Origin of the sequence: Nitratireductor indicus C115 (genome assembly GCF_000300515.1) — a bacterium.
GTDB classification, from domain to species: domain Bacteria; phylum Pseudomonadota; class Alphaproteobacteria; order Rhizobiales; family Rhizobiaceae; genus Nitratireductor; species Nitratireductor indicus.
This window is the reverse complement of the sequence record NZ_AMSI01000001.1, coordinates 35270-59419: the sequence shown is the minus strand read 5'-3', so window position 1 is coordinate 59419 and position 24150 is coordinate 35270. Positions and strand designations below refer to the sequence as shown.

The window sequence follows — 24150 nt, the reverse complement described above, 5'->3', positions numbered from 1 at the left end:
CATGGCGGTGGCAGCGCCCCTTGCGCGCCCGGCCCCGCGCAGCCGTTTCGCAGCCTCTCCGGCCCGCCGCTTGTCCGGCTTTGAACCTTCGGAGCGTTGGCACGAAACGGGGGGCGTGGTAGTGCATTGACCAAAAGGTAAAAAGCGTAAGGGGAAGCGTGCCGCCGATGTCTCAGACGGCCATCGAGCTCAACGGGATCAGCAAGAGCTTCGGCGCCGTGCGCGCCAACCGCAACATCGACCTCAAGATCGCCGCCGGCACGATCCACGGCATCATCGGCGAGAACGGGGCCGGCAAATCGACCCTGATGTCGATCCTCTACGGCTTCTACCAGGCCGACAGCGGGCGCATTTCCGTTGCCGGCAGGCCCGCCGCCATCAAGACCCCCAGCGACGCCATCGCGCTCGGCATCGGCATGGTGCACCAGCACTTCATGCTGGTGGAGAACTTCACCGTGCTCGAAAACGTGATGCTGGGCGCGGAGGGCGAGGCCGTGCTCAACAGCTCCATCGGCAAGGCGCGCGCCGAATTGAAGCGGCTGGAGCGCGACTACGGGCTGGAGGTGAACCCCGACGCGGTCATCGAGGACCTGCCGGTCGGGCTGCAGCAGCGGGTGGAAATCCTCAAGGCGCTGTACCGGGGCGCCGAAATCCTGATCCTCGACGAGCCGACCGGCGTTTTGACACCGGCGGAGGCGGACCATCTGTTCCGCATTCTCCGGCAGCTCAAGGACGAGGGGAAGACCATCATCCTCATCACCCACAAGCTGCGCGAGATCATGGCCATCACCGACAATGTCTCGGTGATGCGGCAGGGCGCCATGGTGGCCACCCGCCACACCGCCGAGACCACGGTGGAGGAGCTGGCCGAGCTGATGGTGGGGCGGCATGTCCTGCTGCGCGTGGAAAAGGGCGAGGCGAAGCCCGGCCCCGTGATGCTTTCGGTGAAGAACCTGACCGTGAAGGACGCGCGCGGCGTGACCGTGGTCGACACTGTCTCGCTGGACGTGCGGGCGGGCGAGATCGTGGGCATTGCCGGCGTGGCCGGCAACGGCCAGTCACAGCTCCTGGAGGCAGTGACCGGGGTGCGCAAGGCTGTCTCCGGCACGGTGACGCTGGACGGCACTCCGGTGGAACTGACCGGCGAGGCGGACCCCATCGACCTGCGTCGCCGCGGCATGGCGCATGTGCCGGAGGACCGGCACCATGTGGGCCTCGTCCTGCCCTTCGAGGAGAACGAGAACGCCATCATGGGCTATCACTGGCAGGACAAATATCTCAAGGGGCCGTTGCTCGACATCGAGGCGATCCGCGCGGATGCGCGCGAGAAGATCGAGAAATACGACATCCGTCCCGCCGACTGCCGGCTGAAGACGGCCAATTTCTCCGGCGGCAACCAGCAGAAGATCGTGCTGGCACGTGAGATGGAGCAGGACCCCAAGGTGCTGATCGTCGGCCAGCCGACGCGCGGCGTGGACGTGGGCGCCATCGAGTTCATCCACAAGCGGCTCATCGACATGCGCGACCAGGGCAAGGCGGTGCTGCTCGTCTCCGTGGAGCTGGACGAGATCCGCTCGCTCTCGGACCGCATCCTCGTCATGTTCGCCGGCCGGGTGGTGGGCGAGCGCGGGCCTGAAACCAGCGAGGGCGAGCTCGGCCTGCTCATGGCCGGCGTCGACAAGAAGGAGGCGGCGGAATGAGCGCGCCCTATGCCAAACTGCCCGCCTGGGCCGATTACGGGCTGATCCCGCTCGTCAACCTGGCGGTCGCCTTCCTCGTGGCGGGGCTGGTGGTGATGCTGGTGGGGGAAAACCCCATCCGCGCGGCGGCCATCCTCATCGAGGGGGCGCTGGGGCGCGGGCAGAACATCGCCTACACGCTCTATTACGCCACCAGCTTCATCTTCACCGGGCTTGCCGTGGCCGTCGCCTTCCATTGCAGCCTGTTCAACATCGGCGGCGAGGGACAGGCCTATGTGGGCGGGCTCGGCGTGGCGCTGGTGTGCCTCGCCTTCGACAGCGTGCTGCCCTGGTGGCTGGTGTTTCCGCTGGCGGTGGCGGGGGCCGCCGTGTTCGGCGCGGCCTGGGCCTTCATTCCCGCCTATTTCCAGGCCAAACGCGGCTCGCACATCGTCATCACCACAATCATGTTCAACTTCATCGCGGCGAGCCTGATGGTCTATCTGCTCGTCAATGTGCTGAAGCCCGCCGGCAGCCAGGCTCCGCAGACCCGCACCTTTGTGGAGGGCGGACAGTTACCCAAACTCAACTTCCTGCTTGAGGCGTTCGGCCTTTCGGTGCGCTCGGCGCCGTTCAACCTCTCCTTCCTTCTGGCGCTCCTTGCCGCATTCCTCGTATGGGTGCTGATCTGGCGCACCCGGCTCGGCTATGAAATCCGCATGCGCGGCTTCAGCCCGCGCGCGGCGCGCTATGCCGGGGTCAGCGAAACCAGGATCGTCATCATCGCCATGCTGATCTCCGGTGCGCTCGCCGGCATGATGGCGCTGAACCCGGTGATGGGCGACCAGAACCGGCTGCAGATGGATTTCGTCACCGGCGCCGGTTTCGTGGGCATCGCCGTGGCGCTGATGGGGCGCTCGCATCCGGCGGGCATCGTGCCGGCGGCGATCCTGTTCGGCATGCTCTATCAGGGCGGGGCCGAACTCGCCTTCGAGATGCCCAATATCTCGCGCGACATGATCGTCATCATCCAGGGTCTCGTCATTCTCTTCGCCGGCGCGCTGGAGCACATGTTCCGCCCGACCATCCAGACCCTGTTTGCAAGCCTGAGCCCCCGTTCGGCGGGGATCGAGGCGGAAGCGGGAAAGGGGAGCTAGGATGGATTTCTTCACAACACTCATCCTGCTTCTGGATTCCACCGTGCGGCTTTCCGTGCCGCTGCTTCTGGCCGCGCTTGCCGGGCTTTATTCGGAGCGTTCGGGCGTCTTCGACATCGGGCTCGAAGGCAAGATGCTGGCCGGCGCCTTCGCTGCCGGGGCGATGGCGGCGGTCACCGGCTCGGCCTGGGCGGGGCTCGGCGGGGCCATTGTCGTCTCGGTGTTCTTCGCGCTGGTGCACGGCTTCGCCTCCATCACCCATCGCGGCAACCAGATCGTCTCGGGCGTAGCGATCAACTTCATCGCCGCCGGCTCCACCATCATTCTGGGCCAGGCGTGGTTCCGGCAAGGCGGGCGCACGCCCTCGCTGCCGGGTACGGCGCGCTTCGGCGCAATCGAGCTCCCCTTCGCCGACGCCGTGCGCGACGTGCCGGTGCTCGGCCCCATCTATTCCGAGCTGATCTCGGGCCATTCGCTGATCGTCTACGCCGCCTTCCTGCTGGTGCCCTTCACCTGGTGGGTGCTGTTTCGCACCCGTTTCGGCCTCAGGCTGAGAGCGGTGGGCGAGAATCCCGCCGCCGTCGACACCGCCGGTATTTCCGTCGCCTGGCTGCGCTATCGGGCGGTGATGTGCACCGGCATATTGACCGGCCTTGCCGGCACCTATCTGGCGCTGGCGCAGAATGCCGGCTTCGTGAAAGACATGACGGCGGGGCGCGGCTTCATCGCGCTTGCCGCGCTGATCTTCGCCAAATGGCGTCCGGTCCCGGTGATGTTCGCCTGCCTCCTGTTCGGCTTTCTCGATGCCTTCGCCATCCGCGTACAGGGTACGCCGCTGCCGCTCATCGGCCAGGTGCCGGTGCAGTTCATGCAGGCGCTGCCCTATATCCTGACCGTGGTGCTGCTTGCCGGCTTCATCGGCAAGGCCATTCCTCCGCGCGCCGGCGGCGTGCCCTATGTAAAGGAACGCTGATGAGCGTGACCCCCCTGTTTTCCGCGGCGAGGAACGCGATGGACCGGGCCTATGCGCCCTATTCCCGCTTTCCCGTCGGCGCGGCGCTGAAAACCGAGACCGGCGCCATCCATGCGGGCTGCAACATCGAGAACGCCTCCTTTCCCGAAGGCTGGTGCGCGGAGACCAGCGCGCTGTCCCACTTGGTCATGGCGGGCGGCGGCAAGGTGAAGGAAATCGCCGTGGTGGCCGAGAAAATGCCCCGCATCATGCCCTGCGGCGGCTGCCGGCAGCGGCTGTCTGAATTCGTCGCCGACGATGCGGTGCTGCATCTTTGCGACCTCGACGGGGTGGTCGAGACGGTTCCCTTTTCAGCCGTGTTCCCGCTCGGCTTCACCTTCGAGGATGGCAAATGAGAGAAGCTGCCGATCTCTTGATCGAGAAGCTGAACGGCCTCGCCCCGCAGCTTGGCCTGGTGCTCGGCTCGGGGCTGGGCGGGCTCGTCGATGTGGTGGAGGAGCCGGTGCGCCTGCCCTATTCCGAACTGCCCGGCTTTCCACGCAGCGGCGTGACGGGGCATGCGGGCGAGATCGTGGCCGGCTATCTTTCGGGCCTGCCCGTCATCATGCTTGCCGGACGCGCGCATTACTACGAGCATGGCAACCCGGCCGCCATGCGCCCGGCGCTTGAGACCTTATGGGGCGCTGGCGTGAAACAACTGATCCTGACCAATGCGGCGGGGTCGCTGCGCAAGGACATGCCGCCCGGCTCGGTGATGATGATCGAGGACCACATCAATTTCTCAGGCGCCAACCCGATGATCGGCGAGGGAAGCGACCGCCGCTTCGTCGGCATGACCGAGGCCTATGACGCAGGAATGCGCAGCGCGATTTCGAAAGCCGCGCGCGAAAGCGGCGTGGACCTGCATCGCGGGGTCTATATGTGGTTCTCGGGACCGACCTTCGAGACGCCGGCGGAAATTCGCATGGCGCGGCTGCTTGGCGGCGATGCGGTGGGCATGTCCACCGTTCCGGAAGTCATCATCGCCCGCTATCTCGGCCTGCGCGTCGCCGCCTGCTCGGTGATCACAAATCTGGGTGCCGGCATGAGCGCCGGCGAACTGTCGCACCAGGAGACCAAGGACATGGCGCCTGTCGGCGGCGAGAAGCTCTCCCGCATCCTGACACGGCTGTGCGCCGACGGCCTGCCTGAAGGCTGACGCGATGCTGCCGCAGGAGATCATCCGTAAAAAGCGCGATGCCGGGGAGCTTAGCCTCGATGAGATCGCGGATTTCGTGAGTGGCCTCACCCGGGGAACATGGAGCGAAGGCCAGATCGCTGCGCTCGCCATGGCCATTTTCCTGAACGGCATGAGCCCGGAGGAAGGCACGGCGCTGACCCTTGCCATGCGCGATTCAGGTTCGGTCATCGACTGGTCGGACCTACCGGGACCGGTGACCGACAAACATTCGACGGGCGGAGTGGGCGACAATGTCTCGCTGATGCTCGCGCCCATTGTGGCGGCCTGCGGCGCCTTCGTGCCGATGATCTCGGGCCGCGGGCTGGGGCATACCGGTGGGACGCTGGACAAGATGGATTCCATCCCCGGCTACAAAAGCCAGCCAGGAGGCAGGCTCTTCGCCCGCACCGTGCGGGAAACAGGGTGCGCCATCATCGGCCAGACAGCGGACCTTGCTCCCGCCGACAAACGCTTCTACGCGGTGCGCGACGTAACCGGCACTGTGGAATCGGTTCCTCTGATCACCGCTTCCATTCTTTCCAAGAAGCTCGCCGCCGGCCTCTCCTCGCTGGTTCTCGACGTCAAATCCGGCAACGGCGCCTTCATGACCGAGACGCGCGCGGCACGGCAGCTTGCCGAGAACCTCATTGCGGTTGCGGGCGGCGCGGGGCTGTCGGCAACCGCACTCATCACCGATATGAACGAGCCGCTCGCCTCGGCCTCCGGAAATGCCGTGGAGGTGCTGAACGCCGTCGACTTCCTCACCGGGCGCCGACGCGACAGGCGCCTGGAAGACGTGACGATGGCCCTGGCGGCGGAGATGCTTCTTGCCTCCGGCATTGCACCGAGCCCGCGGGAAGCATTCGACCGGGCCATGCATGCTCTCGACAGCGGCGAGGCAGCCGAGCGCTTCGGGCGGATGATCAGCCTTCTGGGCGGACCGGGCGATTTCGTGGAGAAGGCCCGCGCCTATCTGCCGGAAGCGGAGATCGTCCAACCGGTGAAAGCGCCGCGCAATGGCTTTGTCCACGACATCGACGCCCGCGCCATCGGGATTGCCGTGATCGAGCTGGGCGGGGGTCGGCGCAAACCGGAAGACACGATCGATCATTCGGTCGGTCTGACGGACTGCCTGCCGGTTGGTGCGCAGACAATCCGCGGCGAGCCCCTGGCGATGGTGCATGCACGAACGGCTGCCCAGGCCGAAGCCGCGACCGCGACGGTTCTTGCCGCCTATGGCTTCACCGAGGAAAAGCCGCGCGCACGAAAGACGGTTCTTCGCCGCCTCGCCGGCGCATGAGGCAGTATTGCAAGATGCCACCGCCCGCCTTCTGGCCCGACATTATTGTTCGAGCACAAGGGCTCCGTTCTGAACCTGGAAACGGCCAAGGCGCTTCATGAAACTCATTCCCACAAGGACGCCGTCGAGCGCGCTGTCAGAAAGCACCACGGCCTCGACATTATCAAGATAGATGCGGCCGATCTGAACGGTGTCGATGCGGGCGCTTGCAGCCTTGGTCTGACCGTTGGCGGTGCTGACCGTATATTTGAAGTCACTTGGAGAAAGACGGATGCCGATGCGCGAGGCGGTCGCCTTGTTCATGGCGATATACGTCGCGCCCGTATCGATCAGCGCCGTGATCTCGCGTCCGTTCATCTTGAACTGACCCATGAAATGACCGCGCGCATCCGGTGTGATGGAAACCTTCTTGCCCGCCAGGACGGCTGTTTCACCGCTTACCTCGAGGCGGCTCAAGCGGGCACCGGACGGTGTGGATGCAACCGCCGCCGGCTCCTCGTCGCGAAAGAAGGACGCCACCAGTTCCTGATATGTCTCCGGAGAACTCTGATAAATCATGGGGACCGAAGCTGCCGTCCCCACAAGCGCTGCCAGAAAAATCAATTTGCGAACCATGTCCGCCCACCCAAAGCTCGTTTTCATGGGCAGGTTAGCAATGGCGGACAACAATTGCCTTAACGCAGTGCAGCAATCCGCGAGGTGGTTAAGCGAAGGTTATTTCGTGCCGTACATACGGTCGCCCGCATCGCCAAGGCCCGGAACGATGTAACCCTTTTCGTTGAGCTTTTCGTCGATGGAAGCGGTGAAGACCGGAACGTCGGGGTGAGCGGAGCGAAAACGCTGTATTCCCTCAGGAGCCGCCAGAAGGCAAAGGAAGCGAAGATTCGTTGCCCCTCGCTCCTTGAGCTTGTCGATCGCCGCGATTGCCGAGTTGGCGGTTGCCAGCATCGGATCGACCACGATCACGAGACGGTTTTCGAGATCGCTCGGCGCCTTGAAGAAATACTCGACCGCTTGCAGCGTTTCATGATCGCGATAAAGGCCCACATGGGCAACGCGGGCGGCCGGCACCAGATCGAGCATGCCATCGAGCAAGCCGTTGCCGGCCCGCAGCACGGAGGCGAAGACCAGCTTCTTGCCTTCGAGCGTAGGAGCATCGATGGTCTGAAGCGGCGTCTCGATGCGGCGCGTCGTCAATTCCAGATCGCGCGTGACCTCGTAGCAAAGCAGCAGCGAAATCTCGCGCAGGAGCCGGCGAAAGCCCGCCGTGGATGTTTCCTTGTCACGCATGATGGTGAGTTTGTGCTGGACAAGCGGATGATCGACAACGGTTACGCCCTGCATGTGCTTCACTCCAAAAGCGTGCTTTGCCGGCGATCTTAACGGCTCAGGGCCGGGCGGCATACCGCAACGCGCGGCCAGCCACAATTTTGTGCACACCCACCCACCCCGATGGCGCGGCTCTTCACCGCGCTTTTGCCGATGGCGCCCTGCCGGTCAATGGGCTATGGTCCCGGCGTTTTTCAAGAAGGGTAAAAATGTCGGAACAGCGTACCACAGCCGATGGCGGCATGGAGACGGCCTACGGTTTCCGCGAAGTCGCCAAGGGCGAGAAGCAGGAACTGGTCAATACGGTGTTCCACCGGGTGGCCGAACGCTACGACGTGATGAACGACCTCATGTCCGCCGGCCTGCACCGACTGTGGAAGGACGCCATGGTTTCATGGCTCTCTCCTGCAAAGCGGCCGGGCTACCGGACGTTGGACGTGGCAGGCGGCACCGGCGACATCGCCTTCCGCATCGTGGAGGCCTCACGCCGCAACGCGCATGTGACCGTTCTGGATATCAACGGCTCCATGCTGCAGGTGGGCGCGGAAAGGGCGGGCAAGCTCGGGCTTTCCGACAACCTGGCTTTCGTTGAAGCCAATGCAGAAGAGCTGCCCTTCGAGGACAATTCCTTCGACGCCTACACGATCGCCTTCGGCATCCGCAATGTGCCGCGCATCAACAGGGCCTTGAGTGAGGCTTTCCGTGTACTGAAGCCCGGCGGACGCTTCCTCTGCCTCGAATTCTCCGAAGTCGAGATGCCCATTCTCGACAAGGTGTATGAAGCCTGGTCGTTCCACGCCATTCCGCGCATCGGACAGGCGGTGACCGGCGACGGTGAGCCCTATCGCTATCTGGTGGAATCGATCCGCAAATTCCCCAATCAGGAGAATTTCGCCGCCATGATCCGCGATGCCGGCTTTTCACGCGTGACCTGGCGCAACTATTCGGGCGGCATCGCGACGGTGCACTCGGGCTGGAAGATTTGACGGGCTGGCAATGAGTGTGGTCGGCGCATATTTTCGCCTTGCCCGTGCGGGCTGGATTCTCGTGCGTGAGGGCGTGGTGGCGGCACTGCCGGGCGACCAGCTCGACGGTATGCCTCGTTTTGGCTGGCGCGTGGCCAAGCTCTTTTCGCGGCGGCGCTCGGCACGGCGCGACCGGCCCGAACGCCTGGCGCAGGCCGTCAATCGCCTCGGCCCGTCCTATGTGAAGCTCGGACAATTTCTTGCAACACGCCCCGATGTCGTCGGCCACGACCTCGCCCGCGATCTGGCAAGTCTGCAAGACCGTATGGACACCTTCCCGTCCGCGCTTTCGCGTGCAGCTGTCGAAGGATCCCTCGGCCTGCCCGTGGAAGAGCTTTACATCTCCTTCGGCGAGCCCGTGGCGGCCGCTTCCATCGCACAGGTTCACGATGCGCAAGTGGCGACCGCTACCGGCAACGAACGGGTTGCGGTGAAGGTCATACGGCCCGGCGTGCGCCGGCGCTTCAACAACGATCTGGAAAGCTTCTTCCTCGCGGCGCATCTGCAGGAGCGGCTGATGCCGGCCACACGACGGCTCAAGCCCGTGAAGGTGGCGGAGACGCTGGCGCAGGTGACGAAGATCGAAATGGATTTGCGGCTGGAGGCCGCAGCCATTTCGGAGATGCACGAGAATACGGCACGGGACCCGGGGTTCCGCGTTCCGACAGTGGACTGGCAGCGCACCGGGCGCGACGTCGTCACGCTCGAGTGGATCGACGGCACGAAGATGTCAAACGTCGAAGCCCTGCGCGAGGCGGGCCACGACCTCGAAGCGCTCGCGCGCACGCTCATTCAATCCTTCCTGCGGCACACGCTGCGGGACGGCTTTTTCCATGCCGACATGCATCCCGGCAACCTGTTCGTCGAGGGTGACGGAACCATCGTTGCCGTAGACTTCGGGATCATGGGACGTATCGGGCGCAAGGAGAGGCATTTCCTCGCCGAAATCCTATACGGTTTCATTACGCGTGACTTCCGCCGGGTGGCCGAAGTCCATTTCGAGGCCGGCTATGTACCCGCACATCATGATGTGGCTGCCTTCGCCCAGGCCCTGCGCGCCATAGGCGAACCGATCCACGGCCAGTCGGCCGAAACCATCTCCATGGCCAGGCTGCTGACCCTCCTGTTCGAGGTGACCGAGCTCTTCGACATGCAGACCCGCCCCGAATTGCTGATGCTGCAGAAGACCATGGTGGTCGTGGAGGGCGTGGCTCGCACGCTCGACCCTCACTTCAACATGTGGAAGGCGGCCGAGCCGGTGGTCTCGGAGTGGATCGCAGGCAATCTCGGCCCTCGGGCCATGCTGTCCGAAGCACGCCAAGGGGTGTCCGCCCTGCTGGCGCTAGCAAAGCAAGCACCGGAGCTGGCGGCAAGGGGCGAACGTCTCTCGCGGGAACTCGATGTCATGGCCGAACGCGGCCTGCGCTTCGACCCGGAGACCGCCGAGGCGATCGGACGTGCCGAGGCGCGCCACACGCGGAGCGGCAGGATCGCCCTGTGGGTCATCGCCCTCGCACTTGCAGCAATAGCCTGGCAACTTTCCTGACAGCATCGACCGCATTGCCGGGCTTTCAGTTTCGGCAATGACAGCGTGCCTGCAAGCTAATTCAACAATCAGCGAATCCAGCGCTAGCCTGCAATGACAGCGTTGCTAGCAAACCGTACTCAAGTTATTAAAATTTATTGCATTTTTTTGTTTTGGACAATTTGGCCTGAAGCGTTGCTGATAATGACAGCAATGACGGCAAACTGTATAAGCGCGTAGCTTTTCCTAATCGGAATTCGAAGCGCCTTTAATTTTTTTAAGAGCATGACGTCGCAGAAATAGGCTCATGAAAGCACTGCTGGCATCTCCGGAACTGCACCCGCAAGCAATGCCGTCATCGCTGCGCACAAGCCTGCATGCACTGACGCCTGTGCTGCAATGGGCCGCACAGGCATTGCTTTCAGTGCGGTCATGCGGCCGGCAATCCGGCCCGGAGGACTGAGATGGCAACACTCACAATTCGCAATGTCGATGAAAAGGTGCGCAAGGCGCTGCGCAAGCGCGCCGCCGAAAACGACGTCTCGATGGAAGAAGAGGTCCGGCGTATTCTCGCCCGCAGCGTCGGCCCATCGGAGGAAAATGCCCGCCAGGAAAAACGCCGCCGCCGGCTCGACGCGCTGCGCAAGGTCGGCGCCAACCCGGTCGACACGTTCGACCTCAAGGCGATCAGCGATGATATCTGGAATGCGCGTACCCTCTGATCCATCCTTTGTCGTCGACACCTCGGCGCTGATCTCGGTGCTGAACGACGAGCCCGATGCCGAGTTCTTCCGGCAGGCCTTCGTGACCGCCGGCACGATCCTCATCAGCCCGGCCACCATCTTCGAAGCACACTATGTAGCCAAACACCCGGCTCTCGTAGACGGTAATGCAAGGCTCAGCACGCTACTCCTCGAAATCGCGCCTGAAACCGTCGAGTTCGATGAAGAACAGTTGACAATCGCCCGTAGCGCCTACGCACTTTACGGGCGTAATACCGGGCACCCCGCATCGCTCAATATCGGCGACTGTTTTGCCTACGCTCTTGCCAAGAGCCGTAACATGCCGCTTCTTTTCAAGGGTGACGACTTCGTTCACACCGATATCGTTCCCGCCCTGACACCGGCCTGAGGAAAGGCGCTCATGTCTCAAAAGAAAGCAGATCAGAACGGAGCGCGTATCCTGCTCGTGATCGGCGGCGGTATTGCCGCCTATAAATGTCTCGATCTCATTCGCCGCCTGCGCGAACGCGGCATCGTCGTTCGCTGCGTGATGACGAAAGCTGCGCAGGAGTTCATTACACCGCTGTCGGTCGGGGCACTTTCGGCGGATCACGTCTTCACCGATCTCTTCGACCGGCAGGACGAGCACGATATCGGCCACATCCGCCTTTCGCGCGAAGCCGATCTCATCGTTGTCGCGCCGGCCACCGCCGACCTGATGGCCAAGCTCGCCACCGGCCTTGCAAACGATCTGGCATCGACCGTGTTGCTGGCCACCGACAAGCCGGTTCTCATGGCCCCAGCCATGAACCCGCGCATGTGGCAGCACAAGGCAACGCGGCGCAATCGCGACACGCTTGAAGCGGACGGGATCGCATTCGTTGGCCCCAACAAGGGGGAGATGGCCGAAAGCGGCGAAGCGGGCGAAGGCCGTATGGCCGAGCCGATCGAGATCGCGCACGCCATCGAGACGATGCTCGACGGCAAGGAAAAGCCGCTCGCCGGCCGCAAGATCATCGTCACGTCAGGCCCCACCCATGAAGTGATCGACCCGGTGCGCTACATCGCCAACCGTTCCTCCGGCAAGCAGGGCCACGCCATCGCCGCCGCGCTCGCCCGGCTTGGAGCGAAGGTGCATCTGGTGTCGGGGCCCGTCTCGATACCCGATCCGCTCGGCGTCGCCACCACTCATGTCGAAAGTGCCCGTCAGATGCGGGCCGCCGTCGAGGCGCTGCTGCCGGCGGATGCCGGTATATTCGTCGCCGCGGTCGCCGACTGGCGCCCGGCAACGGAAACTGCGGAGAAGATCAAGAAGAAGGCCGGAGAAGGGCCGCCCCCGCTCGCCCTGACCGAGAACCCCGATATCCTTGCTGGCATCGGGCATCATGAAAAGCGCCCGACCCTGGTCATCGGATTTGCGGCCGAGACGCAGGACCTCTTCAAGAATGCCCGCGCCAAGCTCAACAAGAAGGGGGCGGATCTGATCGTCGCCAACGACGTGTCGCACGACAGCGGTGTGGGACCTGGCGGCGTGATGGGCGGCGAACGCAACAGCGTCGTCATCGTCAGCCGCGAAGGGCATGATGAATGGCCCGAAATGAGCAAGGACGATGTGGCCAGCCGCCTCGCGCAATTGATCGCCGATCGCCTGGGAAAGGCAGAATGACTTCGAAACTTCCTGTTCTCGAAACGGAACGCCTGACGCTGAAAGTGCATTCCATCGATGATTTCGATGGTTTTGCGCAGTTGTGGAACTCACCGGAGGTCACCCGCTTCACCTCTGGCGCTCTTCTTTCGCGCGAAGATGCCTGGAGACGTCTGGCGATGCATCGCGGAATGTGGTCGCTGATGGGTTTCGGCTATTTCGCGATCCGGGAAAAGGCGACCGGCACCTATATCGGTGCGGCCGGCGTTCAGGAGTGCCGCCGCGACATCACGCCGACGCTTGAAGGCAGCATGGAAGCCGGCTGGACCTTCCTGCCCGAAGCGCACGGCAAGGGCTATGCCAGGGAAAGTATGGAAGCGGTGTTTGCATGGTGCGATGCGACGCATCCCGACATGGCCATCACCTGCATCATCGACAGGGAGAACACCCCCTCGCTGAAACTCGCGGCGCGCCTGGGTTTCAAAGAGAAGGCGCTGACTGAATACAAGAACCGCCCAACCTTCGTTTTTCAGCGCAACTGACGATGATACGGTCCGATGTTTCCATCTGACTGAAACCTCTCCTCACTGTTTCATAAAAGTGAACAGCGCGTTTCGGCGAATGGCGATGCCATGCAGCCGCACAAGGCCTATCTTTGCTGCAAGCAACAGATGGAGACATTCCCATGTCCATTCGTCCCGTAAAGCAGATATCAAACGCGCAACCCACCATGGAGGGCGCAGGCGTCAGGCTTGATCGCGCCTTCGGTTTCGGTGATCCGAAGCTTGCCGACCCATTCCTGCTGTTTGACGATTTCCGCAACGACCGTCCCGAGAACTATCGCGCCGGTTTTCCCTGGCATCCGCATCGCGGCATCGAGACGATCACCTATGTGCTCGCCGGCTCGGTCGACCATGCCGACAGTCTCGGCAATGCAGGCTCATTGGGGGCGGGCGATGTGCAATGGATGACCGCAGGCAGCGGCATCCTGCATCAGGAGATGCCGAAGGGCGATCCCAATGGCCGGATGCACGGTTTCCAGCTCTGGGCCAACCTGCCTTCCGACAAGAAGATGACGACACCACGCTATCAGGACGTGAAGGCGGGCGACATTCCCGAGATCGTCGATGATGACGGCACGCGCGTGCGCGTCGTTGTCGGTGAATTCTGGGGCAAGCGCGGACCGGTCGACGGTATCGCCGCCGATCCGCAATATCTCGACATCTGGGTGCCGCCCGGTAAACGCAAGGTCCTGCCGGTCGATACCTATCGCAGTGCCTTCGCCTATATTTTCGAGGGCTCGGGCACGTTCCGGGATGCCTCGAAGCCGTTCGGCGTACTGCTTGAGAAAGAGCTCAACGGCGAGGAGGTGCATCTGCGCGACATGAGCGGCGACCGTACGCTCGTCGTGTTCGACACGGGTGACGAGGTGGTGGTGCAGGCCGGCGAAAGAGGCATTCGCTTCCTGCTCGTTTCCGGGCGCCCCATCCAGGAACCCGTCGCCTGGCACGGCCCCATCGTCATGAACACACGCGAAGAGCTGGTTCAGGCCTTCAATGAACTGAATGCCGGCACCTTCATCCGGGAAAAGGCAGGCAAATAAAGTGGCTTCGGGCGGCACCTGCCGCCCGAACACCCGCCAGAGTTATCACTCTTTATATAGAGAGGCATTCTCGACCCGCTGAAACAGCGGTAGCCTCAAACGCCTGAATAGCGCTCGCGGTATTCAGTCTCGAGTTTCTCTATGCGCGCCCAGAAGGGCGGCATTGCGGTTTCTGCAAGAACAGCTTGCAATATCCCCAGATGCGCATGCCAACCGCTCGAGACATTGAGCATCTCGTCACGACCGGGCAACCGCTTGTGGGTGACCACAAGCATGACCTCGGAGCCCTCCGGAAAAAGCTCGAAAACCACTTCGCTTTCCGTCTTTTCTCCCGGCCAGCTTATGGCGAGCAGGCGCGGCGGGTCGCATTCGAGAACCCGGCTCCGCAGGACGAAGCCCTTTTCATTCACATCGCGATAGCGTTCAGGCGGCGTCTCATCGGAAAAATCGGCATGGCGGAATTCAAGTGGGGCAGCCCCTCCGGGCTGCAATTCCATGGCGCCACCGGCAAGCCACTGACGGCGCTTGTCCGCCTCGGTGAGATAGGCCCAGACCCGCTCCACAGGCCCCGGCAGCACGCGCTCGAAGCGAACCGTGTCAGGTGCAGTGGCAATTCCGTAGGCATCCGTGTCGATGACATTCATGACCTTATCCTCCAGTCGTTCAGATAGAAATTCGCCGGATATGAATCCGCCGGCATAGCCAAAGATCACTTCGCGACCTTGCCGGATGCTTCGTCTTCCGTGTTGAGCAGATCTTCCAGGCGGTCGAGACGATCACTCCAGAATCGCTCGTAGTAACGGAGCCATGCCTGGGCCTCGGCAAGGCGCCGGGCCTCCAGACGGCAATAATGGGTGCGGCCGGACACGCGGCGATGGACGAGGCCTGCAGCTTCGAGCACTTTCACATGTTTCGAGGCACCCGCCAGCGACATCTCGAAAGGGCGCGCGAGATCGCTCACACTTTGCTCCCCTGAGGCAAGCCGGTGCAGCATAGCGCGCCGTGTCGGGTCCGAAAGCGCGTGAAAAACAGCATCAAGAAAGGGCGACTGATATTCAACCATATGATTTAATTACAGCTTGCAAAGCAAACTGTCAACCGTTCGGTTTACTTTTCCGGAGCGCGCTTTGCTATTTCACTTCGGTGCAGGACACGGGAGCGGCATCCTCGCCCTTCATCAGGTCGTAAAGATCAGCGGTTTCACCCTTGGTCCACCAGACATAGGGACCGCCGGCATATTTTGCGCCCGAAGCGGCGAGGACATTGGTCATCACGAGGGTCTGATCGCCAAAACGCAGAACGGCAAGCGCGTTGCTCTCCGCATTGTAATAGGTGGCTGAAATCTCCGTGTCCGGGCAGCGATAGACGGCTTCGACCTGCTCGACGGCTCCGGGAAGCTCGATCTGGAGCACATCGGCTTGAACCGTCGACACGCTGCCAGCCAAAACGGAGACGGTTATTGCTGCAAAGCCACGCATTGGATTTTCCCTCCTGATCCTGTCGAGCGAGATTCGCCCTCCAGCTTGTCCATTTCAAGACAACCAGGTCCCGCAAGGGCCGCAGAGCTGAAAAATTTTAGAATACACCGAAACAAAACCCCGGAGGCAGAAACCTCCGGGGTTCTGGCATCGAAAACTTCCACCCATCAGCGGAAGCAAACAACAGGGCGCTGCAAACCGCCCCGATCAGGCGGAGGGCTGCTTGGTCTTGCGCAGATAAGGCAGGATCGTCTCGAAGGAACCGAAACGCTTTTCCGCGTCCTCATTGGAAACGGCGGGCGTGATGATAACGTCATCGCCCTGCTGCCAGTTGGCCGGTGTGGCAACCTGGTACTTCGCCGTCAGCTGGATGGAATCGATGGCACGCAGGATTTCACTAAAGTTGCGGCCCGTCGTCATCGGGTAGGTGAGCACGAGCTTGATCTTCTTGTCCGGGCCGATCACATAGACAGAACGCACGGTCTGGTTGTCGGCGGCCGTGCGGCCTTCTGAAGAACCGCCAGTCTCGGCCGGCAGCATGTCGTAGAGTTTTGCGACCTTGAGATCCTTGTCGCCGATCATCGGATAATCGACATTATGACCGGTCGCTTTGGCGATATCGGCCTTCCAGCGCACGTGGTCCTCGACCGGATCGACGGAAATGCCGATGATCTTGGTGTTGCGCTTCTCGAACTCGCCTTCAAGGCCAGCCATGGTGCCAAGCTCGGTGGTGCAAACGGGCGTAAAATCCTTGGGGTGGCTGAACAGAACCGCCCAGCCATCGCCGATCCACTCGTGAAAGCTGAGCTGACCCTGGGTGGTCTCGGCGGTAAAATCAGGGGCCGTATCGTTGATGCGAAGGCTCATCGTTCTCTCCTCCTTGGGTGAGATAAAACGCAATTGACAATGCTGGCGCAGCAGGATGAAGCCAAGCATGCGCGGCTTACCTTCATCTAGGCGCAAATTGCCGCGGTTGCCTGGAATTTCATTCCCAAAAGAGAGTTATGGCAGAAAAATAGCTCTCTGAAAGCCCGGTCTTGCGAAAACCGGCTGCTCAGGCCGCCTTGCGGGTCTGATAGTCCTTCACAGCAGTAAAACTGATCGCCTTCCAGCGCTCAGCCTCATAGTTGAGGCCGAAGGCATGCTGTGCCAGAAATACCGGGTCTTCATCGAGATCGCGCGCCATGTCGCCGCGATGAGCGGCGATGAAGCGATCCACCTCGCCTTTCTCCTCGGAAGAAATCCAGCGGCAGACCGTGAAGCGCGCCATCTCGAAATCGACGGGAAGGGAATATTCCAGCTTCAAGCGCTCCTTGAGAACATCGAGCTGAAGCGCACCGACCACGCCAACGATTGCCGGCGACCCGTCCTCGGGCAGGAAAAGCTGGACCACACCTTCCTCGGCCATCTGCTGAAGGGCCTCCTTCAGCTTCTTGGCCTTCATCGCGTCACCGAGGCGCACGCGCCGCAGGATTTCCGGAGCGAAGTTCGGAACGCCACGGAACAGAAGCTCCTCGCCCTCCGTCAGCGTATCGCCGATCCTCAAGGTTCCATGGTTGGGAATGCCCACCACATCGCCGGCGAAAGCCTCGTCGGCGGTGATACGGTTCTTGGCAAAAAAGAACTGCGGCGCGGAAAGGCTGATCGGCTTGCCCGTGCGTACGAGCTTCGCCTTCATGCCGCGCTCCAGGCGCCCCGAGCACACACGCACAAAGGCGATGCGGTCGCGGTGATTGGGATCCATGTTCGCCTGGATCTTGAACACGAAGGAGGTCATCTTGTCCTCCGTCGCCTCCACCCGGCGCGAATCCGCATCCTGCGCACGCGGCGCAGGGCCGACGGCGCCAAGCGCCTCGATCAGGTCGCGCACACCGAAATTCTTCAATGCCGAGCCGAAATAAACCGGCGTCAGATGGCCTTCACGAAATGCCTGCATGTCGAAGGGGCGGCAGGCCTCGCGCGCCAAAGCCATTTCCTCCACCAGCATCTCGCGTTCATGTTCGGGGAGAAGGCCCGAGACAGCCTCGGATTCCGGTCCGTTCACAGCGATGGGCACCACATCGTCGTCGGAACGGCGAATGGTGTTGGCAGCGAGATTATAGGTTCCGGCAAAGCTCTTGCCCCGGCCGATCGGCCAGGTGACGGGCGCGGTATCGAGCGCGAGCTTCTGCTCGATCTCGTCGAGGATTTCGAAGGGATCGCGGCTTTCACGATCGAGCTTGTTGACGAAAGTCACAATCGGAATGTCGCGCAGGCGGCAGACCTCGAACAGCTTCAGCGTTCGCGGCTCGATGCCCTTTGCAGCGTCGATGACCATGATGGCCGAATCCACAGCCGTCAGTGTGCGATATGTGTCGTCGGCGAAATCCTCGTGGCCCGGCGTATCGAGCAGGTTGAAGACATGGTCACCGAATTCGAAGGTCATGACCGAGGTAACGACCGAAATGCCGCGCTCGCGTTCGATATTCATCCAGTCCGAGCGCGTCTGGACGCGGTTTTTCTTCGCCTTCACCTCACCGGCAAGCTGAATGGCGCCACCGAAAAGCAGCAGCTTTTCCGTGAGTGTCGTCTTGCCCGCATCGGGGTGCGAAATGATTGCGAAGGTGCGGCGGCGCGCCACCGCATCGGCGATTTTTTCGGTCATCACGATCTGATTGTGTTTGAAGCCCGGCGCTTGTACCAAGCAGCTCGCCGCCTGTCGAACGGAAAGTGCTTCGAGTTTGTAGTGCGTAGCCTGCCAAGCTGCATCGTGAGCGGTTGAATTCGCCTAAGAAAAAGGCGAGACGGAAAAGGTCGCCACCCTGCTGCCCGGAACAGGATCGCTGCCATGCCCAGTTTCTCTTCTTCCATGCCCGTCATCGGAACCACCCTCGGTGTCGTGCGCCTGCCCCACGGCGAGGGTCTGCCTCTGCCTGCCTATGAGACATCGGGGGCGGCTGGCATGGACCTGCGCGCCGCGGTGCCCGAGGACCGGCGCATCGTCCTTCTGCCGGGTCGCCGCGTGCTCGTACCAACCGGTTTCATTCTCGAGATTCCGGAAGGCTTCGAAGGGCAGGTCCGGCCTCGCTCGGGGCTGGCGCTCAAGCACGGCATTACCTGCCTCAATGCACCGGGCACCATCGATGCCGACTATCGCGGCGAAGTGCAGGTGCTGCTGGTGAACCATGGCGAGGACGATTTCGCCGTCACACGCGGCCTGCGCATTGCCCAGCTTCTCATCGCCCCGGTGTGCCGGGCGCAGGTGGAAGAACGCAGCCATGCCGGCGATACACAGCGCGGCAGCGGCGGCTTCGGATCGACCGGAACCGCCTGAGCGAAGGGCATAGAGCCTGCACGAATGCATCATACTTTCGTATAAAGAAATGGCGCAGACCCTGCATTTGAAGGGTTTGCGGCAGGTTTGCAGCGCGTATTTTCGCGTTGAAATAACCTCTGCCGGCCCTTATTTGCCGCTTTCCTGTTGGCAAGCCCGCGCTGTGGTCTACAGTTCACCCCATGGCTGGGCCCTGGGGCCTGTCAGCAAAGTTGGACAGTGGAGGAGACAACGATGTTTCACGCAGGCAAAACTTTCTTAGCCGCCGGCGCCATGGCGCTTTCGCTCGGCATGGCGTCGAACGCTGCAAAGGCGGACGAATTCATCAACGTCCTGACGGGCGGTACTTCGGGCGTCTATTATCCGCTTGGCGCGCAGCTCGCCAAAATCTATGGCGAGAAGATCGAAGGCGCGCGGACACAGGTGCAGTCCACCAAGGCGTCGGTTGAAAACCTGAACCTGCTTCAGCAGGGCAAGGGCGAGATCGGCTTCGCGCTCGGCGATTCCGTGAAATCGGCCTGGGAAGGCGATGCGGAAGCCGGCTTCAATTCCAAGCTCGACAAGCTGCGCGGTATCGCAGCAATCTACCCGAACTATATCCAGATCGTGGCGTCCAAGGATTCGGGCGTGAAGGATTTCGCGGACCTGAAGGGCAAAGGGCTTTCAGTCGGCGCACCGAAATCGGGCACAGAGCTCAATGCACGGCGCATCTTCGACGCCATGGGCATGAGCTATGACGATCTCGGCCAGACCGAGTATCTGCCTTTCGGCGAATCGGTGGAACTCATCAAGAACCGTCAGCTCGACGCCACCCTGCAGTCCGCTGGCCTTGGCGTTGCTTCGATCAAGGATCTGGCGCTCTCTCTGCCGGTGACCGTGGTCTCCGTTCCGGCTTCGGTTGCCGAAAAGCTCGGTGCGCCGTTCCTGGCCGCGACAATTCCCGCCGGGACCTATGAAGGCCAGACGGAAGATGTACCGACGCTTGCCATCACCAATATCCTGGTCACGCATTCCGACGTTTCCGACGAGACGGCCTATCAGATGACCAAACAGCTCTTCGAGAACCTGCCCGACATGGTGGCCGCTCATGCCGCTGCAAAGGCAATTTCCCTCGAGAACGGCGCTAAGGGTCTGCCGATTCCGCTGCATCCCGGCGCTGAACGCTACTACAAGGAAAAGGGCATACTCTAAGCCCGCAAGGCAGGTCCTTGACCGCCACTGGAATCCGCCGCCTCCACCCCGCTTGCAACCCTCTATGCAGGGCCGTGCCGGGTGAGGGGCGGCGTATGCTTTCAGCTGTGGATCAAGGATTTCTGCCAAGGATGGATGCGGGTGGGCATCCATCCTCTTCCTTACCGATCAAAATCCAGATTCTTCTCCGGAGCGTCTCATGACCGCCACCGCCCCCTCGGCCGAACAGCTTGAACACAGCCATGGCGAATTCGGCACAGACAGGATCGGCCGCTTCCTGTTCTGGGTGGCTGTCCTGTTCTCGCTGTACCAGATCGCCACGGCAGCGCACATCGTCAATCTGCCCAGCCAGGTCCTGCGCGCCTTCCATGTGGGTTTTCTGATGCTTCTGGTGTTTCCGTTCATCGCGCAGGCGCGCGATGCAAAGCCTTTGTTCAAGGCGCTCGCATGGTTGCTGGCGCTGGCCGGCGTGGCCGTGGCGCTCTACCAGTATATCGAGTACAAGCCACTGCTCCTGCGGGCCGGCGATCCGCTGACGATCGATATCGTCTTCGGGGTGATCGCACTCGTCACCGTCTTCGCGGCAGCCTTCGTCCTGATGGGGCCCGCCCTGCCGATCATTTCAGGCGCTTTCCTCGCCTATTGCCTGCTCGGGCAATATCTTCCCTCGCCGCTGAACCATCGCGGATATGACTTCAGCCAGGTCATCGACCATATGGCCTATGGCACCGAGGGCATTTACGGCATTCCGATCTACGTCTCTGCGACCTACATCTTCCTGTTCATCCTGTTCGGCTCCTTCCTGGAGCGCGCCGGGATGATCAAGCTCTTCACCGATGTATCGCTCGGTCTTGTCGGGCATGCGCGCGGTGGTGCAGCCAAGGTGTCGGTCATCTCGTCGGGCCTGATGGGCACGATTTCCGGCTCAGGTGTCGCCAATGTGGTGACCACCGGCCAGTTCACCATCCCGCTTATGAAGCGCTTCGGTTATCGCGCAGCCTTCGCCGGCGGCGTGGAGTCGACCGCTTCGATGGGTGGCCAGATCATGCCGCCAGTCATGGGCGCAGTGGCTTTCATCATGGCGGAGACGCTGGGCATCGAATATTACGAGGTGGTCAAGGCGGCGATCATTCCCGCCGTCCTCTACTTCATCTCCGCCTTCTGGATGGTGCATCTGGAAGCTGGAAAATACGGGCTTTACGGCCTGCCACGCGCCGAGTTGCCATCCGCCGCCGCCGCCCTGAAAAAGGGCTGGTTCCTGATCCTGCCGCTCGCCGTGCTCGTCTATCTTCTGTTTTCCGGCTACACGCCGCTTTTCGCCGGCACGGTCGGTCTGTCAATGACCGTTCTCCTGATCCTCGGCGGGTCCGTGGCGCTTGGCCTGCCCTCGCAGGTTCTGCGGTTCATCTTCTGGATCGGCCTCGGCATCGTGGCTGCCAGCTTCTTCCGCTACGGCATCAACATGATCCTTGTTGCGGCAGCGCTGCTTATTGTCGCCAATGTCTTCATGGAGGGTGGGCGCAAGACGCTGATCGTGTGCCGCGACGCGCTCGCCGAGGGCGCAAAGACGGCGCTTCCGGTGGGCGTGGCCTGTGCGGTGGTCGGCATCATCATCGGCACGATGACACTGACGGGCGTTGCCAATACATTCGGCCAGTTCATCGTTTCAGTGGGGCAGAAGAGCCTGTTCCTGTCCCTGATCCTGACGATGATTACCTGCATCATCCTGGGCATGGGCATTCCGACCATTCCCAACTACATCATCACCTCGTCGATTGCGGGCCCCGCCCTTCTGGCGCTTGGCGTGCCCCTGATCGTCAGCCACATGTTCGTCTTCTATTTCGGCATTCTTGCCGACCTGACGCCACCCGTGGCGCTTGCCTGCTTCGCGGCAGGTCCCATCGCCAAGGAGAGCGGGCTGAAAATCTCAATGGAAGCGATCAAGGTCGCGGCGGCCGGCTTCGTCATTCCGTTCATGGCTGTCTACACACCAGCGCTGATGCTGCAGGATGGCGGACCGCTCGCCGAGGCTATCGGCTATTATCCCGCCGTGGCCTATATCGTGTTCAAGGCCCTGCTCGCGATCATGTTATGGGGGGCCGCCGTCATCGGCTTCCTGCGGACACGGCTCGTTATCTGGGAAAGGCTTCTGGCAGCCGTGGCGGCATTCACGCTGGTGGCCTCGCTCCCGATCACCGATGAGCTTGGCTTCGCGCTGGCCGTCCTGTTCCTCGGCCTGCACTGGTATCGCACGCGCGGGGTGACCGAACAGAAGCCGGCAAATCAATGAGCCTGTGCGTCCTGGCCGGCGGCAAGGTGGCGGCGATCGCCGCCACGCTGTTCACGCTGTCCTGGACACATTCGGTGGAGAAAATCCGCTGGGAGGAAGATTGGCGGGTAACGCCCGCCGGTCTTGAAATCATTGAAGCGCGCGTACAGGGGTCGGGCGCTGGAATGGAGCCTCCACCCGAAGCAAGATTCAATAACGGATGGTGGTCCTACAAGCCCCTGCTCGGGCCGTTGCCGGAGCTCAATCTCGCCGCTTCGGGCGCGACCGGCGAGGGCTGGCTGCTTTGTGTTGGGGGCGCTGAGAACCAATGCATGACGCTCGGCGCCCAAAAAGAGGCGCCGGTCATTCTCAAGCCCTGTGGTTGAGCTTCACTTCACCCGCAAAACGCTGTCAGGCGTGAGCCGAATGCTCGCCACGCTTCTGGCAAGCGGGGCCAGGGCCACGCATATAATGACGCTCGGGGTGGTAACGGGGAGAGATGAACTCCCGAATGCTGCTCGCAATACGCATTAACTGTGCCAACAGTCCCATGATCTTTCTCGTGGTTGGCGGCTCCTCCAGTGCCACCGGTTTCAGTCTCGGGTTAAGTGTACATAAGCGGAATGAATACTCCGTGAATGCACGTTGCTGTTGAAGCCCGCCGGGATGGCCGAAACGTGAGGGAATCCGGGCAAAGCTGAGGCAAGAGGCGGGTTGCGCCGGTCTGTTGCCAAAGCGCCACAGAAAGGCAGCAGCTCAGCCGCGCAGCATCCGTTCGAAAGACTGCCGCCCCGTGGGCGAGAAGCGAAGGATGCGGCTATCCTTCTCGCGGCGGATCCATTTCATCTCGACAATGCGGTCGAGCATGGCCGCGCCAATGCTACCGGCCAGATGCGAGCGGCGCACGCTCCAGTCCAAGCAGGCACGGCACAACGGCCTGCGCTTGCTGCGCATCGCCGTGAGATCGAGGCCGAAATCCTCGAAGAAGCGCTCCCCCTTCGCCGCAAGGGTGACCGCCTCGTCATCGACCTTCAGAAAACCATGCCCGCCAAAGGCATCGAACATGGCGACCCCGGCCTCACCGGCGAGATGATCGTAGCAAACCCGCGCCTGCCGCATGGCATTGTCGCGCGGGCCTGGCAGAACCTTCCTCGGCCCGAGCGTCGCAGCCACGCCCATGATGGATTCCAGCATCCCCGCCACATGATGGCCAGCCAGAGCGTAATAGCGATGACGTCCCTGACGCGTCACGCGGAGCAGGCCCCCTTCGGTCAGCTTGGAAAGATGCGCGCTCGCTGTCGGCAGGGTGACTCCCGCCTCAAGCGCCAGTTCGCTCGCGGTCAGGGCCGTTCCCCCCATCAGCGCAGCAAGCATGTTCGCGCGGGCGGGATCGCCCACAAGGCTTGCGATCTGAGCGAGGTCCGTTCCTGCTTTCATAGTTCGATCCTAACCAAACTATTGATGCGCAGCAATGGCTATTCTCTTCCCGTCGAAAGGAGGCCAGCCATGCGCCGTTTCATCTCCATTGCCGGTTCTGCCACCAAGCGCGCGCCCTGGGCCTTGCCGGGGTGCCGCGGTCTTGTCAGGCGCTTTGCACACGCCTGCGAGCGCTACCGCCAGCGGCGGCATCTGGCCGAACTCGATGCCGACCAGCTTGCCGATATCGGGCTTACCCGCCGCGATGTGGACCGCGAATGTGCAAGACCGTTCTGGGAAGTCTAA

26 protein-coding genes are annotated in these 24150 nt (G+C 62.1%); 18 read left to right on the top strand and 8 right to left on the bottom strand.

The genetic code is table 11. The annotated features are described in order from the left end of the window. Nucleotides 1-167 precede the first annotated feature (167 nt). From NA8A_RS00330 to deoA, 6 genes are read left to right on the top strand one after another with little or no spacing between them, the layout of a single operon-like run. Nucleotides 168-1700, top strand: coding sequence for an ABC transporter ATP-binding protein (locus tag NA8A_RS00330; RefSeq protein WP_009449218.1), 1533 nt, complete (start codon nucleotides 168-170; stop codon nucleotides 1698-1700). Beyond that, nucleotides 1697-2836 carry an ABC transporter permease gene (locus NA8A_RS00325; RefSeq protein ID WP_009449217.1) on the top strand — a complete coding sequence of 380 codons (1140 nt, stop codon included), beginning with the start codon at nucleotides 1697-1699 and terminating at the stop codon, nucleotides 2834-2836. Before NA8A_RS00330 ends, NA8A_RS00325 begins: the two co-directional genes overlap by 4 nt. A 1-nt stretch (nucleotide 2837) precedes the next feature. Then, on the top strand, nucleotides 2838-3809 hold the full coding sequence (locus tag NA8A_RS00320; RefSeq protein WP_009449216.1) for an ABC transporter permease: 972 nt from the start codon (nucleotides 2838-2840) through the stop codon (nucleotides 3807-3809). Continuing rightward, complete coding sequence (locus NA8A_RS00315) at nucleotides 3809-4204, top strand: cytidine deaminase (protein ID WP_009449215.1); 396 nt, start codon at nucleotides 3809-3811, stop codon at nucleotides 4202-4204. The genes NA8A_RS00320 and NA8A_RS00315 overlap by 1 nt, the downstream gene beginning before the upstream one ends. Then, nucleotides 4201-5007 carry a purine-nucleoside phosphorylase gene (locus NA8A_RS00310; RefSeq protein WP_009449214.1) on the top strand — a complete coding sequence of 269 codons (807 nt, stop codon included), beginning with the start codon at nucleotides 4201-4203 and terminating at the stop codon, nucleotides 5005-5007. The genes NA8A_RS00315 and NA8A_RS00310 overlap by 4 nt, the downstream gene beginning before the upstream one ends. A 4-nt stretch (nucleotides 5008-5011) precedes the next feature. Beyond that, nucleotides 5012-6328: a thymidine phosphorylase gene (gene deoA, locus NA8A_RS00305; RefSeq protein WP_009449213.1), complete on the top strand. Its 1317-nt coding sequence runs from the start codon at nucleotides 5012-5014 to the stop codon at nucleotides 6326-6328. A gap of 42 nt (nucleotides 6329-6370) precedes the next feature. Here the strand turns inward: deoA and NA8A_RS00300 are convergent, their stop codons facing one another. Further along, nucleotides 6371-6943: a TIGR02281 family clan AA aspartic protease gene (locus NA8A_RS00300; RefSeq protein WP_009449212.1), complete on the bottom strand. Its 573-nt coding sequence runs from the start codon at nucleotides 6941-6943 to the stop codon at nucleotides 6371-6373. A 99-nt stretch (nucleotides 6944-7042) separates the two neighbouring features. Then, nucleotides 7043-7672: a uracil phosphoribosyltransferase gene (upp, locus tag NA8A_RS00295; RefSeq protein ID WP_009449211.1), complete on the bottom strand. Its 630-nt coding sequence runs from the start codon at nucleotides 7670-7672 to the stop codon at nucleotides 7043-7045. 194 nt (nucleotides 7673-7866) lie between these two features. On the opposite strand from upp, the gene ubiE reads away from it, so the two are divergent. From ubiE to NA8A_RS00260, 7 genes are all read left to right on the top strand, one after another. Next, nucleotides 7867-8643 carry a bifunctional demethylmenaquinone methyltransferase/2-methoxy-6-polyprenyl-1,4-benzoquinol methylase UbiE gene (gene ubiE, locus NA8A_RS00290; protein ID WP_009449210.1) on the top strand — a complete coding sequence of 259 codons (777 nt, stop codon included), beginning with the start codon at nucleotides 7867-7869 and terminating at the stop codon, nucleotides 8641-8643. 10 nt (nucleotides 8644-8653) lie between these two features. Beyond that, entirely contained in the window at nucleotides 8654-10228 is a 1575-nt protein-coding gene (ubiB, locus tag NA8A_RS00285) for a 2-polyprenylphenol 6-hydroxylase (RefSeq protein ID WP_009449209.1), read from the top strand. Nucleotides 10229-10671: 443 nt separating this feature from the next. After that, a complete protein-coding gene (locus NA8A_RS00280) occupies nucleotides 10672-10929 on the top strand; it encodes a FitA-like ribbon-helix-helix domain-containing protein (RefSeq protein ID WP_009449208.1) in 258 nt (85 codons plus the stop codon). Beyond that, the gene (locus NA8A_RS24890) at nucleotides 10913-11338 is read left to right on the top strand and encodes a type II toxin-antitoxin system VapC family toxin (RefSeq protein WP_009449207.1); all 426 of its coding nucleotides are present in this window, start codon (nucleotides 10913-10915) and stop codon (nucleotides 11336-11338) included. Before NA8A_RS00280 ends, NA8A_RS24890 begins: the two co-directional genes overlap by 17 nt. Before the next feature lie 12 nt (nucleotides 11339-11350). Beyond that, the gene (gene coaBC, locus NA8A_RS00270) at nucleotides 11351-12595 is read left to right on the top strand and encodes a bifunctional phosphopantothenoylcysteine decarboxylase/phosphopantothenate--cysteine ligase CoaBC (protein WP_009449205.1); all 1245 of its coding nucleotides are present in this window, start codon (nucleotides 11351-11353) and stop codon (nucleotides 12593-12595) included. Beyond that, nucleotides 12592-13116 carry a GNAT family N-acetyltransferase gene (locus NA8A_RS00265; RefSeq protein WP_009449204.1) on the top strand — a complete coding sequence of 175 codons (525 nt, stop codon included), beginning with the start codon at nucleotides 12592-12594 and terminating at the stop codon, nucleotides 13114-13116. The genes coaBC and NA8A_RS00265 overlap by 4 nt, the downstream gene beginning before the upstream one ends. A gap of 143 nt (nucleotides 13117-13259) precedes the next feature. Next, the gene (locus tag NA8A_RS00260) at nucleotides 13260-14177 is read left to right on the top strand and encodes a pirin family protein (protein ID WP_009449202.1); all 918 of its coding nucleotides are present in this window, start codon (nucleotides 13260-13262) and stop codon (nucleotides 14175-14177) included. 95 nt (nucleotides 14178-14272) lie between these two features. Here NA8A_RS00260 and NA8A_RS00255 read toward each other — a convergent pair whose 3' ends face one another. The 5 genes from NA8A_RS00255 to NA8A_RS00235 all read right to left on the bottom strand — a co-directional run bounded on the left by NA8A_RS00255 (nucleotide 14273) and on the right by NA8A_RS00235 (nucleotide 18299). After that, nucleotides 14273-14821, bottom strand: a complete 549-nt coding sequence (locus tag NA8A_RS00255) for an SRPBCC family protein (RefSeq protein ID WP_040671540.1) — start codon at nucleotides 14819-14821, stop codon at nucleotides 14273-14275. Between the two features lie 65 nt (nucleotides 14822-14886). Continuing rightward, a complete protein-coding gene (locus NA8A_RS00250; protein WP_009449200.1) occupies nucleotides 14887-15240 on the bottom strand; it encodes an ArsR/SmtB family transcription factor in 354 nt (117 codons plus the stop codon). 67 nt (nucleotides 15241-15307) lie between these two features. Then, complete coding sequence (locus NA8A_RS00245; protein ID WP_009449199.1) at nucleotides 15308-15655, bottom strand: MliC family protein; 348 nt, start codon at nucleotides 15653-15655, stop codon at nucleotides 15308-15310. 207 nt (nucleotides 15656-15862) lie between these two features. After that, a complete protein-coding gene (locus NA8A_RS00240; RefSeq protein ID WP_009449198.1) occupies nucleotides 15863-16522 on the bottom strand; it encodes a peroxiredoxin in 660 nt (219 codons plus the stop codon). 187 nt (nucleotides 16523-16709) lie between these two features. Continuing rightward, complete coding sequence (locus NA8A_RS00235) at nucleotides 16710-18299, bottom strand: peptide chain release factor 3 (protein ID WP_009449197.1); 1590 nt, start codon at nucleotides 18297-18299, stop codon at nucleotides 16710-16712. Nucleotides 18300-18482: 183 nt separating this feature from the next. Between NA8A_RS00235 and dut the strand changes: the two genes are divergently transcribed. From dut to NA8A_RS00215, 4 genes are all read left to right on the top strand, one after another. Further along, on the top strand, nucleotides 18483-18968 hold the full coding sequence (gene dut, locus NA8A_RS00230) for a dUTP diphosphatase (RefSeq protein ID WP_009449196.1): 486 nt from the start codon (nucleotides 18483-18485) through the stop codon (nucleotides 18966-18968). A gap of 234 nt (nucleotides 18969-19202) precedes the next feature. Next, nucleotides 19203-20159 (top strand): TAXI family TRAP transporter solute-binding subunit, encoded by a 957-nt coding sequence (locus tag NA8A_RS00225; RefSeq protein ID WP_009449195.1) that lies wholly within the window; start codon nucleotides 19203-19205, stop codon nucleotides 20157-20159. A 199-nt stretch (nucleotides 20160-20358) separates the two neighbouring features. Next, nucleotides 20359-22449, top strand: a complete 2091-nt coding sequence (locus NA8A_RS00220; RefSeq protein ID WP_009449194.1) for a TRAP transporter permease — start codon at nucleotides 20359-20361, stop codon at nucleotides 22447-22449. Beyond that, nucleotides 22446-22814, top strand: a complete 369-nt coding sequence (locus NA8A_RS00215) for a DUF1850 domain-containing protein (RefSeq protein ID WP_009449193.1) — start codon at nucleotides 22446-22448, stop codon at nucleotides 22812-22814. Before NA8A_RS00220 ends, NA8A_RS00215 begins: the two co-directional genes overlap by 4 nt. A gap of 370 nt (nucleotides 22815-23184) precedes the next feature. Here the strand turns inward: NA8A_RS00215 and NA8A_RS00210 are convergent, their stop codons facing one another. Beyond that, nucleotides 23185-23865: an ArsR/SmtB family transcription factor gene (locus NA8A_RS00210; protein ID WP_009449192.1), complete on the bottom strand. Its 681-nt coding sequence runs from the start codon at nucleotides 23863-23865 to the stop codon at nucleotides 23185-23187. Nucleotides 23866-23934: 69 nt separating this feature from the next. On the opposite strand from NA8A_RS00210, the gene NA8A_RS00205 reads away from it, so the two are divergent. Further along, nucleotides 23935-24150, top strand: coding sequence for a DUF1127 domain-containing protein (locus tag NA8A_RS00205; protein WP_009449191.1), 216 nt, complete (start codon nucleotides 23935-23937; stop codon nucleotides 24148-24150).

What these genes read in the sequence shown, in the direction of transcription:
- NA8A_RS00255 (WP_040671540.1), bottom strand. Translation starts at nt 14,821, where the DNA reads ATGAATGTCATCGACACGGATGCCTACGGAATTGCCACTGCACCTGAC.
- NA8A_RS00235 (WP_009449197.1), bottom strand. Translation starts at nt 18,299, where the DNA reads ATGACCGAAAAAATCGCCGATGCGGTGGCGCGCCGCCGCACCTTCGCA.
- NA8A_RS00215 (WP_009449193.1), top strand. Translation starts at nt 22,446, where the DNA reads ATGAGCCTGTGCGTCCTGGCCGGCGGCAAGGTGGCGGCGATCGCCGCC.
- NA8A_RS00240 (WP_009449198.1), bottom strand. Translation starts at nt 16,522, where the DNA reads ATGAGCCTTCGCATCAACGATACGGCCCCTGATTTTACCGCCGAGACC.
- dut (WP_009449196.1), top strand. Translation starts at nt 18,483, where the DNA reads ATGCCCAGTTTCTCTTCTTCCATGCCCGTCATCGGAACCACCCTCGGT.
- ubiB (WP_009449209.1), top strand. Translation starts at nt 8,654, where the DNA reads ATGAGTGTGGTCGGCGCATATTTTCGCCTTGCCCGTGCGGGCTGGATT.
- deoA (WP_009449213.1), top strand. Translation starts at nt 5,012, where the DNA reads ATGCTGCCGCAGGAGATCATCCGTAAAAAGCGCGATGCCGGGGAGCTT.
- NA8A_RS00330 (WP_009449218.1), top strand. Translation starts at nt 168, where the DNA reads ATGTCTCAGACGGCCATCGAGCTCAACGGGATCAGCAAGAGCTTCGGC.
- NA8A_RS00320 (WP_009449216.1), top strand. Translation starts at nt 2,838, where the DNA reads ATGGATTTCTTCACAACACTCATCCTGCTTCTGGATTCCACCGTGCGG.
- NA8A_RS00225 (WP_009449195.1), top strand. Translation starts at nt 19,203, where the DNA reads ATGTTTCACGCAGGCAAAACTTTCTTAGCCGCCGGCGCCATGGCGCTT.
- NA8A_RS00325 (WP_009449217.1), top strand. Translation starts at nt 1,697, where the DNA reads ATGAGCGCGCCCTATGCCAAACTGCCCGCCTGGGCCGATTACGGGCTG.
- NA8A_RS00205 (WP_009449191.1), top strand. Translation starts at nt 23,935, where the DNA reads ATGCGCCGTTTCATCTCCATTGCCGGTTCTGCCACCAAGCGCGCGCCC.
- NA8A_RS00260 (WP_009449202.1), top strand. Translation starts at nt 13,260, where the DNA reads ATGTCCATTCGTCCCGTAAAGCAGATATCAAACGCGCAACCCACCATG.
- coaBC (WP_009449205.1), top strand. Translation starts at nt 11,351, where the DNA reads ATGTCTCAAAAGAAAGCAGATCAGAACGGAGCGCGTATCCTGCTCGTG.
- NA8A_RS00315 (WP_009449215.1), top strand. Translation starts at nt 3,809, where the DNA reads ATGAGCGTGACCCCCCTGTTTTCCGCGGCGAGGAACGCGATGGACCGG.
- NA8A_RS00265 (WP_009449204.1), top strand. Translation starts at nt 12,592, where the DNA reads ATGACTTCGAAACTTCCTGTTCTCGAAACGGAACGCCTGACGCTGAAA.
- NA8A_RS00245 (WP_009449199.1), bottom strand. Translation starts at nt 15,655, where the DNA reads ATGCGTGGCTTTGCAGCAATAACCGTCTCCGTTTTGGCTGGCAGCGTG.
- upp (WP_009449211.1), bottom strand. Translation starts at nt 7,672, where the DNA reads ATGCAGGGCGTAACCGTTGTCGATCATCCGCTTGTCCAGCACAAACTC.
- ubiE (WP_009449210.1), top strand. Translation starts at nt 7,867, where the DNA reads ATGTCGGAACAGCGTACCACAGCCGATGGCGGCATGGAGACGGCCTAC.
- NA8A_RS00280 (WP_009449208.1), top strand. Translation starts at nt 10,672, where the DNA reads ATGGCAACACTCACAATTCGCAATGTCGATGAAAAGGTGCGCAAGGCG.
- NA8A_RS00250 (WP_009449200.1), bottom strand. Translation starts at nt 15,240, where the DNA reads ATGGTTGAATATCAGTCGCCCTTTCTTGATGCTGTTTTTCACGCGCTT.
- NA8A_RS00220 (WP_009449194.1), top strand. Translation starts at nt 20,359, where the DNA reads ATGACCGCCACCGCCCCCTCGGCCGAACAGCTTGAACACAGCCATGGC.
- NA8A_RS00210 (WP_009449192.1), bottom strand. Translation starts at nt 23,865, where the DNA reads ATGAAAGCAGGAACGGACCTCGCTCAGATCGCAAGCCTTGTGGGCGAT.
- NA8A_RS00300 (WP_009449212.1), bottom strand. Translation starts at nt 6,943, where the DNA reads ATGGTTCGCAAATTGATTTTTCTGGCAGCGCTTGTGGGGACGGCAGCT.
- NA8A_RS00310 (WP_009449214.1), top strand. Translation starts at nt 4,201, where the DNA reads ATGAGAGAAGCTGCCGATCTCTTGATCGAGAAGCTGAACGGCCTCGCC.
- NA8A_RS24890 (WP_009449207.1), top strand. Translation starts at nt 10,913, where the DNA reads ATGCGCGTACCCTCTGATCCATCCTTTGTCGTCGACACCTCGGCGCTG.